This is a genomic window from Bacteroides sp. 3_1_23 (assembly GCF_000162555.1).
Taxonomy (GTDB): Bacteria; Bacteroidota; Bacteroidia; order Bacteroidales; family Bacteroidaceae; genus Bacteroides; species Bacteroides ovatus.
The window spans coordinates 447,696-461,020 of sequence record NZ_GG774955.1; the positions used below are offsets into that span (position 1 = coordinate 447,696).

General features: G+C 40.8%; 7 protein-coding genes and 1 pseudogene. 6 read left to right on the forward strand and 2 right to left on the reverse strand.

Annotated features, from left to right (window positions below; translation table 11 throughout):
- Window positions 1–191: 191 nt before the first annotated feature.
- The 5 genes from HMPREF9010_RS05010 (at window position 192) to HMPREF9010_RS04990 (ending at window position 7,340) form a co-directional block, all read left to right on the forward strand.
- Window positions 192–2,549, forward strand: coding sequence for a family 43 glycosylhydrolase (locus HMPREF9010_RS05010; RefSeq protein WP_008650744.1), 2,358 nt, complete (start codon window positions 192–194; stop codon window positions 2,547–2,549).
- A gap of 31 nt (window positions 2,550–2,580) precedes the next feature.
- Complete coding sequence (locus tag HMPREF9010_RS05005) at window positions 2,581–4,731, forward strand: beta-galactosidase (RefSeq protein ID WP_004305251.1); 2,151 nt, start codon at window positions 2,581–2,583, stop codon at window positions 4,729–4,731.
- 38 nt (window positions 4,732–4,769) lie between these two features.
- A complete protein-coding gene (locus tag HMPREF9010_RS05000) occupies window positions 4,770–5,135 on the forward strand; it encodes a hypothetical protein (RefSeq protein ID WP_004301557.1) in 366 nt (121 codons plus the stop codon).
- 44 nt (window positions 5,136–5,179) lie between these two features.
- Window positions 5,180–6,565: a glycoside hydrolase family 28 protein gene (locus HMPREF9010_RS04995; protein WP_008650747.1), complete on the forward strand. Its 1,386-nt coding sequence runs from the start codon at window positions 5,180–5,182 to the stop codon at window positions 6,563–6,565.
- Window positions 6,566–6,653: 88 nt separating this feature from the next.
- A complete protein-coding gene (locus HMPREF9010_RS04990; RefSeq protein ID WP_008650749.1) occupies window positions 6,654–7,340 on the forward strand; it encodes an SGNH/GDSL hydrolase family protein in 687 nt (228 codons plus the stop codon).
- 101 nt (window positions 7,341–7,441) lie between these two features.
- On the opposite strand, the gene HMPREF9010_RS04985 is transcribed toward HMPREF9010_RS04990, so the two are convergent.
- Both HMPREF9010_RS04985 and HMPREF9010_RS04980 read right to left on the reverse strand, forming a co-directional pair.
- Window positions 7,442–9,523: a RagB/SusD family nutrient uptake outer membrane protein gene (locus HMPREF9010_RS04985; RefSeq protein WP_008650751.1), complete on the reverse strand. Its 2,082-nt coding sequence runs from the start codon at window positions 9,521–9,523 to the stop codon at window positions 7,442–7,444.
- Between the two features lie 24 nt (window positions 9,524–9,547).
- The gene (locus HMPREF9010_RS04980; RefSeq protein ID WP_008650753.1) at window positions 9,548–12,679 is read right to left on the reverse strand and encodes a SusC/RagA family TonB-linked outer membrane protein; all 3,132 of its coding nucleotides are present in this window, start codon (window positions 12,677–12,679) and stop codon (window positions 9,548–9,550) included.
- A gap of 299 nt (window positions 12,680–12,978) precedes the next feature.
- Here HMPREF9010_RS04980 and HMPREF9010_RS26625 point away from each other — a divergent pair.
- Window positions 12,979–13,325, forward strand: a pseudogene (locus HMPREF9010_RS26625) (recombinase); the annotation flags it as partial.

Consider the following 13,325-nt stretch of genomic DNA (forward strand, 5'->3'; position numbering starts at 1 on the left):
TAGAGCTTTTTAAGGGTTTAGTAAATAGAAAGATGTACAGATACATAGAATATTGTATCAAAATGGACATCTAAAAGCGTTCGTGTACAAAACTACATGGATTTGAAATATTGTCCATGCTCTTTATCTTTGAGGAGGGGCGGAGATGCCTTATCTTTGCAAGGTAAACTTTTTAATCTTAATAAGGAACCATGAAAAAAGTAGTAATCTGGATAGCTCTAAGTCTTTGGTCGGTGATGACAGTCTTTGCCGGTGAGACAGCTTACCTCTTTTCTTATTTTATCAATGACAGTAAAGACGGACTGCATTTAGCATATAGTTATGATGGATTGAACTGGCTGCCTTTACATGGCGGACGTTCTTATCTTACCCCTGCGGTTGGTAAAGATAAATTAATGCGTGACCCCAGCATTTGCCAGTCGCCGGACGGAACTTTTCACATGGTCTGGACTTCCAGTTGGACGGACCGGATTATCGGATATGCCTCTTCACGCGATTTGGTTCATTGGAGTGAGCAACAAGCAATCCCTGTGATGATGCACGAGCCGGATGCACATAACTGTTGGGCTCCCGAACTGTTTTATGATGAACCTTCACAAACCTATTATATCTTTTGGGCAACTACGATTCCCGGCCGTCACAAAGAAGTGGCTACCAGTGAAAGTGAGAAGGGACTGAATCATCGTATTTATTATGTAACAACGAAGGATTTTCGTACTTTCTCAAAGACGAAGATGTTCTTCAATCCAGATTTCAGTGTGATTGATGCCGCTATTGTGAAAGACCCGAAGCGGGAAGACCTGATAATGGTAGTCAAGAATGAAAATTCCAATCCGCCGGAAAAGAATTTGCGTGTGACGCGTACAAAGAAGATAGAAAAAGGATTCCCGACCAAAGTATCGGCACCTATTACAGGAAAATATTGGGCGGAAGGTCCAGCTCCTCTTTTTGTAGGTGATACGCTTTATGTCTATTTTGATAAATACCGTGACCATCGTTATGGAGCTGTTCGTTCTTTGGACTATGGTGAAACATGGGAAGATGTGTCCGATCAGGTCTTTTTTCCGAGGGGGATTCGTCATGGAACGGCGTTTGCAGTGGATGCCTCCATTGTGGAGTCACTGATTGCCGACCGGAACTATAATCCGCTTATTCCCGATAATCTGGCGGATCCGTCTGTCTCCAAATTTGGTGATACCTATTATCTTTATGGCACTACCGATCTGGATTACGGACTTGGACGTGCCGGAACTCCTGTCGTATGGAAATCGAAAGATTTTGTGAACTGGAGTTTCGAAGGTTCCCATATCAGCGGGTTCGACTGGTCGAAAGGATATGACTACACGAATGATAAAGGTGAAAAGAAAAAGGGCTATTTCCGGTATTGGGCGCCTGGAAAAGTGATTGAGCAGGACGGCAAGTTTTATTTATACGTTACGTTTGTGAAACCGGATGACAAGATGGGAACTTATGTACTTGTAGCTGATCGCCCGGATGGTCCTTTCCATTTTACTGCGGGACAGGGGCTTTTGCCTCCCGGAGAAGAAGGAACAGATAGCCCGGCTGTCGTTGATGATATTGACGGAGAACCTTTTATTAATGACGATGGTTCAGGATATATCTTCTGGCGTCGCCGGAATGCGGGACGGCTTTCTGCGGACAGGCTTCATCTGGATGGTGAGCCGGTAGCTCTGGCAACAGCCCGCCAGGGATATTCCGAAGGTCCGGTGATGTTTAAGCGTAAAGGTATCTATTACTATATTTATACGTTGAGTGGTCATCAGAATTATGTCAATGCTTATATGATGAGCCGCGAGTCTCCTTTGACGGGTTTTGTAAAGCCGGAGGGGAACGACATTTTTTTATTCTCTTCTCCTGAAAATCAAGTGTGGGGATCGGGACATGGCAACGTGTTTTATGACGAGGGAACGGATGAATATATTTTTCTCTATCTGGAATACGGAGATGGCGGAACTACCCGTCAAGTGTATGCTAACCGGATGGAATTTAATGACGATGGAACGATAAAGACATTAATCCCCGATATGCGTGGTGTAGGTTATCTGGCTGCTTCCCAAGAGACCCGGCCGAATCTGGCATTACAGTCGCATTTTTATGCTTCCAGTGAGAAATCTCCCCGTACTTCCGTGGTCAATATCGAAACGCAACCCAATCAACCGTTGCCGGAAAAAGGTTCGGTGAAGAGCTATACCCGCACGCATACTTATCAGGCTACCCATGTAGCTGACGAATCGAATGGAACCCGTTGGATGGCGGCTGATACGGATAGCAGTCCGTTTATTACAGTCGATTTAAAGGAAATCCGTAAGGTCGGGGAGTGCCAGCTCTATTTTACCCGTCCTACTGAAGGACATACCTGGCGACTGGAGAAGTCTATCGACGGAAAACATTGGCAGATGTGTGCCGAACAAGGGAAAGTACAAGTATGCTCTCCACATATTGCTAAGGAGATAGGAGAGACACGTTATCTCCGTCTTCATATTCGTAGGGGAGATGCCGGTTTGTGGGAATGGAAAATATATGAATAACGTTTTATAACGCTAATAATCAATCGAATTTATGAAGTATATGGTAAAAAGTAAAATTCTGGCTACTTTCTGTGCCGGTCTATTAACCGTTTCTACCGGAATACAGGCAGCAGAGAGACTGGCAACCGGAACTCAACAGAAGCAAGCTCAAAAGACTGTAATTGAAACTTCTCCCTGGTTTGATGATAAAGACCTGACTTTGACGGGTGTCTATTATTATCCCGAACACTGGGATGAGAGCCAGTGGGAACGTGACTTCAAGAAAATGCATGAATTGGGATTTGAATTTACCCATTTTGCCGAGTTTGCCTGGGCGCAACTGGAACCGGAAGAGGGACGCTATGATTTTGCATGGCTGGACAGGGCTGTAGCTTTGGCAGCCAAGTATGATTTGAAAGTTATCATGTGTACTTCTACTGCCACTCCTCCTGTATGGATGAGCCGGAAATACCCCGAAATTCTATTGAAGAATGAGGATGGAACGATACTTGACCACGGTGCTCGCCAGCATGCTTCATTTGCTTCGCCTCTTTACAGGGAATTATCATACAAGATGATTGAAAAACTGGCGCAACATTATGGCAATGACTCCCGTATTATCGGATGGCAACTCGACAACGAACCTGCTGTACAGTTTGATTATAATCTGAAAGCGGAGCTTGCTTTCCGTGATTTTCTCCGTGCCAAATACAATAATGACATTCAACTTTTAAATAATGCATGGGGCACTGCTTTCTGGAGTGAGGTTTATTCGTCTTTTGATGAAATAACGCTTCCCAAGCGCGTACAGATGTTTATGAATCATCATCAAATTTTGGATTACCGCCGTTTTGCTGCATCACAAACCAATGATTTCCTGAACGAACAATGTCTGTTGATAAAGAAATATGCAAAGAACCAATGGGTGACTACGAATTATATACCGAATTATGATGAAGGTCACATTGGTGGTAGCCCCTCGCTTGATTTTCAAAGTTATACCCGTTATATGGTATATGGTGATAATGAGGGGATTGGTCGTCGAGGCTACCGGGTAGGTAATCCGTTGCGGATAGCCTGGGCAAATGACTTTTTCCGTCCGATACAGGGAACTTATGGTGTGATGGAATTACAGCCGGGACAGGTGAACTGGGGCAGTATCAATCCCCAACCTCTTCCGGGCGCAGTTCGTCTGTGGATGTGGAGTGTGTTTGCCGGTGGAAGTGATTTTATCTGCACCTATCGTTATCGCCAGCCTCTTTACGGCACGGAACAATATCATTACGGAATTGTCGGCACGGACGGAGTGACTATAACTCCCGGTGGAAGAGAATATGAGACATTTATAAAGGAGATTCGTGAACTTCGTAAACATAGCTCTTCCCGTGAAACCAAACCTGCCGATTACCTTGCCCGTCGTACAGCTATTCTTTTTAACCATGAAAACTCCTGGAGCATTGAGCGACAGAAACAGAACCGGACATGGGATACTTTTGCACACATCGAAAAGTACTATCGTACCCTAAAATCATTCGGAGCTCCTGTCGATTTTATTTCCGAAGCAAAGAACTTGTCCGATTATCCGGTCGTTATTGCACCGACTTATCAATTAGCTGATAAAGAACTGGTAGACAAATGGATCACTTATGTAAAGAACGGCGGAAACCTCATTCTGACTTGTCGTACGGCACAGAAAGACCGTTATGGTCGTCTTCCGGAAGCTCCCTTTGGTTCTATGATTACTCCGCTGACCGGAAATGAAATGAACTTTTATGATTTGCTGCTTCCCGAAAATCCCGGTACTGTTGTTATGGACGGAAAAGAGTATATTTGGAATACATGGGGAGAGATTCTGAATCCTCCGGCAGATGCTCAAGTATGGGCTACTTATAAAAACGAATTCTATGAAGGAAGTCCGGCTGTGACTTTCCGCAAACTGGGGAAAGGTACGATTACCTATGTAGGAGTGGACAGCCACAATGGAGCATTGGAAAAAGATATATTGAAAAAGCTATATGTACAGCTGAATATCCCGGTAATGGATTTGCCTTATGGCGTGACAATGGAATACCGGAATGGGTTGGGAATTGTATTAAACTATTCAGATCAGCCTTATACCTTCAACTTATCGAAGGGAGCCAAAGCATTGATCGGGACTACAGAGATTCCTACAGCGGGTGTATTTGTGTTTTCAGTGAAATAAGTGTTGAAAAGAATTATGTTACAATTAAATTATTTATTATGAGACTGTTGAACTATTGTTTTTTGATTGGAGGAATATTAATTGCTTCTTGTGTTGGTAATTCGAGTAATAAATCTCAAAATGATAAGAAAATAAATCCGGCGGATACTATTTATTTAGGAGATTTACGTGAAAAATTTGAAGGAGATTCTGTCTTTTTTGCAAAAGTGGCACCGGATCTGATATTGACAGATTATCAATATTTCTGGGCGGCAACAGAGTCAGATGCCATAGCCAATGGGTTAACAAAAGATTATTATAAGAAAGTAAAACAAGAAATTACTGCCACAAATGAAGCAATAAAGAAGGGAGTAATGAAAGGCGCTAATGTGAAACGAATTCCCGATTTTCAGAGTGTGAAATAGCTAAGAATGTTTTATCTTGGTATGTTGGATAATAGAGTAATGATATGATTAAAAGATATTTTCTAAGTTTAATAACTTGTACTTGTTTTTATTTGTTAGCCGCTTCTTTTACTTCGAAAAATGGCAACTATGAAGTGCTTAAAGTAACCGCTCCTTTTCCGATGCAACCTATTAAAGTGTTTATCTATCCTGATAAGGACTTTATAATTACAGACTTCGGTGCCGTCAATGGAGGAAGAGTAGATAATACAAAAGCAATTACTAGTGCTATTGAAGCGTGTAACCAATCCGGTGGCGGACGTGTTGTTGTTCCGGCAGGTACATGGCTGACCGGTCCCATTCATTTTAAAAGTAATGTGAATCTTTATTTGGAGGAGAATGCGGTTTTGAATTTTACGGATAATCCTTCTGATTATCTTCCGGCAGTGATGACTTCATGGGAAGGCTTGGAATGTTATAATTATTCGCCATTACTCTATGCTTTTGAATGTGAGAACGTGGCGATTACAGGTAAAGGGACTCTTCAGCCGAAGATGGATACCTGGAAAGTATGGTTCAAACGTCCTCAGTCTCATTTGGAAGCATTGAAGGAGTTGTATACAAAAGCTTCGACTAATATCCCTGTGATCGAACGTCAGATGGCAATAGGGGAGAACCATCTTCGTCCGCATTTGATTCATTTCAATCGTTGCAAGAATGTTTTATTGGATGGGTTTAAGATTCGTGAAAGTCCGTTTTGGACCATTCATCTCTATATGTGTGACGGGGGATTAGTGCGTAATCTCGATGTAAAAGCACACGGACATAATAATGACGGTATTGATTTTGAAATGAGCCGTAACTTTTTAGTGGAAGATTGCTCTTTCGATCAGGGGGATGATGCAGTAGTGATTAAAGCCGGACGTAATCAGGATGCTTGGCGGTTGAATACTCCTTGTGAAAACATCGTTATCCGTAATTGTCAGATTCTAAAAGGACATACTTTACTTGGTATCGGAAGCGAAATATCGGGAGGAATACGGAATATTTATATGCATGACTGTACTGCTCCGAATTCTGTGATGCGCCTTTTCTTTGTGAAAACCAATCATCGCAGAGGTGGATTTATAGAGAATGTTTATATGAAGAATGTAAAGGCAGGAACGGCTCAACGTGTACTCGAAATAGATACCGAAGTGTTATACCAATGGAAAGATCTGGTACCTACTTATGAAGAACGAATTACTCGTATTGATGGTATTTATATGGATAAGGTGACTTGTGAATCGGCAGATGCTATTTACGAACTGAAAGGTAACTCCAAACTTCCGGCTAAGAATGTAATGATTAGGGATGTAAAAGTAGGAGAGGTAAAGGAGTTCGTGAAGAAAGTGAATAATGTAGAGAATGTAGTGGAAAAGAATGTGACTTATGATAGGAAAGGGAAATGACCCTTTCCTGAAAGTAGTAGAAAATTTCATGCTATAATTTTAGTATAATGTAGTATCTTAGCAGCAAAATTGAAAACTTTATGCTAAGATGAAGAAATCCTTTTATTTATTACTGCTAATCACTCTATATAGCAGTATCAGCTTTGCTCAAAGCCTGAAATCTATATCTATTTTAGGCGATTCGTATTCAACATTTGAAGGATACCTGCAACCCGATACCAATAGCATTTGGTATTATGTTTCTCCGCGACAGCAAACGGATGTAACTTCCGTAAAGCAGACCTGGTGGCATAAATTCATCAAAGAGAATAACTGCCGCCTTTGTGTCAACAACTCTTTTTCCGGTGCAACGATTTGTAATACCGGTTATAATCAGGCTGATTATTCGGATCGTTCTTTTATTACCCGTATGGATAAGCTGGGATGTCCGGATATCATCTTTATTTTCGGTGCAACGAATGATTGTTGGGCCGGCTCACCGCTTGGGGATTACAAGTATGAAGGGTGGACCAAGGAAGATTTATATACATTCCGTCCGGCTATGGCATATCTGCTTGACCACATGATTGATCGTTATCCTAATGTTGAAATCTACTTTCTGCTGAACTCTGGTTTAAAGGAAGAGTTTAATGAATCAGTCAGAGCTATCTGCAATCACTATAACATTGATTGTATTGAACTGCATGATATTGACAAAAAGAGCGGTCATCCTTCGATAAAGGGGATGGAGCAGATTAGTGAACAGATTAAGATGTTTATGAGGAAGACGAAGTGAAAAACAACGGAAATATAAGAAATAATATTGCCACTTGCTACTCTTTGATTAGGAATACTATTTCAAAGAGTGCCAAGTGGCAATAAGTTTAGTTGTTTATCTTAATATCCCGGATTCTGCATTGCTTTCTTTTCTTCATTGCTTAGTGCAGAACCATTTGAATTGGTGATACCGTCCAAGAAGGCTTGGGGGATCGGACGATAGTAATGTTTCTCCGATTTGAATTCGCCAAGACCTCTGCTGGCACCGTCGTTGAATTTATGCCAGCGGGCGTCTAACGTCTTGGTACGTGCCAGATCTTCCCAGCGTTGCAATTCGCCACAAAGCTCACGGGTACGTTCATTTAATAGGAAGCACATCATTTTGTCAGCATTGGATGTACATCCCAGTTCGTTGTAGATAGGAGTGTCGACTGTAGAGTTATAAACGTCTGCCACACTATTTAATTTCATCGTAGTTTTGGTAGAAGCAGTAGTCTCCTGTTCGATATTGTTTGACTCATAATAGGTGTTTTCTTCCCAGTAAATAGCACCTTCGGAGGAGTGACCGCCTCCTTTCCCGGAACAATAAGGATTATTCTTATAAGCTTGTCCACCATCTACGTTCTTACTACGGTCTTCACCAGTTTTATAACCGGCACGTTCACGTAGTTTGTTCATCCATTCGACAGCTTTGTCATAATTGGCTTCACCTTTACGAATATATGCTTCGGCAACCATTAGTACATCATCTGCCGAACGGGCGATGATAGCATCGCGAGTACCGAATTGAGATGCGATGGAAACACGATAACCATCACGGAATTTAGATAAAGCTACTGAACGCTTGTGAGGTATGATATCGTAATAATTACCTGTTTTCTCATTTATATTCCAGCTGTGTTCCTGTCCTTTGAAATAGCGTACATATGTATACGTGTTACACATTTTTCCATCTTTCAAAACAGTATATGCCGGAGCGTTGGGATATTTCTCATAGCGATTGTCTCCCGGGTCATTCACGATGTATTTCATACCGAGTTCACCTCCACTGAAACGTTTGTCACCTTCTTTTACACCTGCCGGAGCGTATGGCATATCTTCTGCTGTCCAGGTGGGAGCACTTTTGGTTTCGTTGGCTCCATAACAGGTGATGAATGATTTCCAGAAACGAGAGTCATTGACACGGTCAAATACCTGCATGGTATACTCTGTAGCACTTACGTATGAGAATTCACGTCCTCCGGAGATGTCACGTTTACATCCACCTATATCATTACCTTGGTATACGGCCGGATAATAAAGATGCATCTGGTTTCCATAACGTCCCCATGTTGATTCATCATTAGAGAATTGAGCTGCTAGAATCACTTCACTTACTTTTTCATTGGCTCCGTTCGGCTGTTCATAGTCCCAAAGTTCTACATAATCATTACACAACGGATGTGCGTCTACAACTTCCGAACCATATTGAATAACAGCATCGAGGTCGGATGCTATATAATTACTATTCCAATCGCTGTACAATTCGGAGGCACGGAATAAATGTGCTTTTGCAAGGAAATGGGCAGCAGCATATTTGTTAATTCGTCCGATTGATTCACCTTTATCCGGAAGTAGTCTGTAGGCTTCTCCAAAATCAGATATAACCTGTGTGTATATTTCTTCAGCAGAATTCCGTGTAAAATATGTTTCCGCGCTTGTAGACGGAACTAATTTCAACGGCACATCACCAAATTGCTTCACTAATTCGAAATAAGCATAGGCTCTTAGAAAGTGTGCTTCTCCCAAGCGTGTGTTGTATGTAGGTGAACTTTGGTTATAATATTGAGGTATGTTTTGGATCAATATGTTTGCGGGTTCAACCAGTCCGTAGTAATTGTCCCAGATAGGTTGGTTAGCGGCATTTTCAGATGAATTTAAATCTTGACTATAGTGATTCCATGCTGGAATAACATTATTAGCATCAGTAAATTCATCTACTCCCATGTTGTAGCACTGAATCCCCCATATATAGTTGAATTTGAATTTCAGTTTCTGATAGGCTCCAGTCACTAATTCATCAAGACCTTCTTGTGTCTTAAAGCGGTCGGTACTATATTGAGTTGTTAAATTCTCATCAAGGAAAGATTCACTGCACGAAGTGATCGAGCTTCCTGTTATGCTGGCTATTAAAGCAGCAAATAATATTCTATTTAATTTCATAATGTCTTTACTTTAATTTGTTTATTAGAATCCGATGTTGACACCTATTACAAAACTCTTCAAAGTGGTAGGTGAACCAAATGTTTTGGTATTATTGTCATAATTTACCAAGTCTGTATCCAAAAAGTCACATGCTTTATAGATATTGAATGGGTTCATGGCTTGAACATATAGCTTCAAATTATTGATACCCAAGTTCTTTAATTGTTGTGGGGTAAAGTTATAACCCAATGAGATATTACGAACTTTGATGTATGAGCCATCCTGATAGTTCATTGCGCTGTTAAAGGCATCGGCTCCTTCACCGTTGGAACCGGGTGAATAGTATTTTGCATTCTCATTTGTACCGGCTACCCAATAGTCTATTTTACGCTGCATATAGCGACCGTCAAGAGTAACAGCTCCCTGTGGAACAGTAAATCCCCAACGTGATAAAATAAAGAAGGATAGCTCAAAATTCTTATAGCTGAAAGTGTTACTCCATCCACCTGTCCAGCGTGGACGTGTGTGACCTACAATTTTTTTATCGTCATTGGCATCTATTGTATCATCATTATTTAAATCTTTCACTTTGATTTGTCCCGGTTTACGTCCGTATTTGGCAGCTTCTTCGGCTTCTTCTGTTTTCCAGATGCCATCATATACCCAGTCGTAATAAACACCGATTTCCTCACCGACAAACCATTTATTGTTCACATCTTCTGTTCTACCATTAGACAATTCGTCGATTCTGTTTCTATCCATTGACCATGTTAAAGTAGTGCTCCACGAAAAATCTTTTGTTTGTATAGGTATTGCATTTACTTGTAGGTCAATACCATATCCGGATGTTTTACCTACATTGGCATAAGTAGAAACATAACCCGTTAGTGAAGGAATTGACATTTCTAGTAACAAATCATCAGTTTTCGTTTTGTATGCATCGATACTACCAGTAAGTCGGTTATTAAAGAAACCATAGTCAACACCGACATTGTATTGTGTAGTTCTTTCCCAGCCTAGAGTTGGATTAGCCATTTTGGCGGGTTCCTTCTGTGAAGGATCTGAAGGTACATAGCCCAAGGATGACTCATTCTGTCCCCAGTTATAGTATAAGCCTGTGATAGCGCCTTTAGTTGCATATGCTTTGATTGCCGCATTACCTGTAACACCCATACCTATACGAAGTTTCAACTGATTCAGCCAACTGATGTCTTTCAGGAAATCTTCCTGATCCATTCTCCATGCGATAGCAGCAGAAGGGAAACTTGCCCATTTGTGCCCTTCGGCTAATTGAGAGGCGCCGTCCCAACGCATAGATGCTGTCAATAAGTACTTATCTTTATAACCATAGTTTAGACGAATCATATAAGATGCCATTTGAGTCTCGGTCAGACCTGTGCCAAAAGAGTTTAGTGTACCGGCAGATCCTATATTATACCAGAGCTCATCTGATGAGGCTACATTAGTAGCTCTCATATCTCCCATCTCGTAATGGTAGGCAGAAGCGGATTGCATCAATGTCATGCCTAAATTATGTTGACCCAGGGCTTTGTTATAATAGATCAGGTTATCCAATGTCCATGCACGTTTTTGTTCGTTCTTGTATTGTGCGCCATTGTTACCATCTCCATTAATACCATCTGCTGCATTAGCGACTCCTAAAGTGTAGAATTGGAATTCAGGACCAAACTGAAGACGATAAGATAAGCCTTCCAGTGGTTTCCAGATTTTACCGAAATCAATTTGCGAATACAAACTGGCAGAAGCACGGAAAGTGCGGCGTTGGTTGGTGTTGTAGTCTAATTCACGAATAGGGTTGATGATATTTACATCCCCACTCGGATAACGGACATATTCACCGTTTTCGTCATAAGGTACTGTCCACGGAATCATACTTCTTAATGCGCTATAGAAATCACCCGAACCGGTTACAGACTTGGAGAAACTATATCCATAGTCTTGAGTGGAATAAGATGCATTAATTGAAGATCCCATTTTGAACCAATTGACAGGAGTCACATCAAATGAGGTTTTTAACGTATAACGTTCATATGCTTGCCCTGGTTGTGTACCTTTCTGATCCAAATAACCGAATGAGGCATAGCCTTGGAATTTGTCAGACCCTCCGGATGCACTTAAGGTATGTTCGTGAGTGATCCCCGTCTGTTTACCGTGCGAAGCCCAGTCATATGATCCTACTAAAGATGGATCGTAGACTCCATTTACCCATGCTTTTTCGATGTTTTTCCATGAAGCAGTTACGCTACCAAATGCAGCTTTATCGGCTTCATAAGTTGGAGTGGCAGAAGCATAAGAACCTGCATTGTATTTGGCTAAGCGGGCATAATCCAACCATTCGGCGGCAGACATCATTTCTGTAACATCGTGTAGCGTTTCAAAAGTGACAGTACCGGAATAGTTTAGGGTCACTTTACCTTCTTTTCCTTTTTTGGTAGTTACAAGAATCACACCGTTGGCACCACGTGAGCCATAAATAGCTGTGGCTGAAGCATCTTTTAAAATGTCAATAGCTTCAATGTCGGAAGGATTGATATTTTCAATGCCTCCATTTTGAATTACCATACCGTCTACCACATACAGTGGACCCTGTTCCGCATTAATAGAGCGTTGTCCACGAATATTAATGTTGCCCACCTCTCCGGGACGCTGACTGGATGTAATATCTACACCGGCTGTTTTACCTTGCATCCCTTCTAGTGCATTTCTTACAGGCATTGCTTTCAGTTCTTTTTCACCTACGCGAGCCATAGCACCGGTTACGTCACTTTTTTTCTGTACTCCATAGCCTACAACTACTACTTCGTCTAAGGTCTCGGTATCTTCTTGAAGAGTAATTTTAAAGTTGGTATTTCCTGCTACGGATACTTCTTGTTTTTTATATCCTATATAAGTGATAGTGATTGTACCTTTGGTTGGTACATTGGAAAGAGAAAACTTGCCATTTAAATCAGTAATTGTACCATTAGTAGTACCATTAACCAACACACTGGCACCAATAACCGGTTCTCCGGTAAAATCTGTAACTGTGCCCGAAATTGTCTTATTCTGGGCATAAGATTCTACTATTAAAAAGGAGAACAAAGTGAGAAGAAATAGCCGTCGGATAGTATCCTTATAGGCATACAGGTGATTACCTTTTTGGTTGCTTTTCATACTTTAATTATTAAGTTATAAATATTGGTTTATAGATCCTTTATTGTTGATTTATCTTTTTATCCTCTAATGAAGACTCTTTGTTTCTTTTTATATGGATATTCCTGTAACGTAGTACTTTATAGAGGTTTAGTAGTATAATATATTGTATGATATTAATATATTTACATAGCGTATTTATTATAGAGTTAAACAAAAGTTAGATTCTCTTTTTAAACATAACTTTTCACACTCTACCTGTGAAAAAGTGTTGCAAACATAACGACTTAATCAAGATATAGCAATGCAGAATCGTACAAATGCATGGAAAATACCGTCTTTTGCACGATATTCCATGCTGTGGGAGCGATTTTCGATTAGTCCCTAATGACTATGAACCTTTTTGTTTCTATTTTATTGTATGGAAAATAGTAATTTATAAACCTAAAAATGATATGGCGAATTTTTCAATTGTAGTTGTTCCAACTAAAAAATTAATCAAATGGCAGACATCGAATAAGGATAGCCGTAGCACATCATTCTCAAACCAGATATATATCTACCCAACTTTACTTTGGATTCTGCCAGTCAACTAAAAAATAGGTCGAGTAGTAAGGCATGAGAATGCAGCGAATATGAATGCTTGTCTTCGGAAACTAATCAATGA

What these genes read in the sequence shown, in the direction of transcription:
- HMPREF9010_RS04985 (WP_008650751.1), bottom strand. Translation starts at nt 9,523, where the DNA reads ATGAAATTAAATAGAATATTATTTGCTGCTTTAATAGCCAGCATAACA.
- HMPREF9010_RS05010 (WP_008650744.1), top strand. Translation starts at nt 192, where the DNA reads ATGAAAAAAGTAGTAATCTGGATAGCTCTAAGTCTTTGGTCGGTGATG.
- HMPREF9010_RS05005 (WP_004305251.1), top strand. Translation starts at nt 2,581, where the DNA reads ATGAAGTATATGGTAAAAAGTAAAATTCTGGCTACTTTCTGTGCCGGT.
- HMPREF9010_RS05000 (WP_004301557.1), top strand. Translation starts at nt 4,770, where the DNA reads ATGAGACTGTTGAACTATTGTTTTTTGATTGGAGGAATATTAATTGCT.
- HMPREF9010_RS04990 (WP_008650749.1), top strand. Translation starts at nt 6,654, where the DNA reads ATGAAGAAATCCTTTTATTTATTACTGCTAATCACTCTATATAGCAGT.
- HMPREF9010_RS04980 (WP_008650753.1), bottom strand. Translation starts at nt 12,679, where the DNA reads ATGAAAAGCAACCAAAAAGGTAATCACCTGTATGCCTATAAGGATACT.
- HMPREF9010_RS04995 (WP_008650747.1), top strand. Translation starts at nt 5,180, where the DNA reads ATGATTAAAAGATATTTTCTAAGTTTAATAACTTGTACTTGTTTTTAT.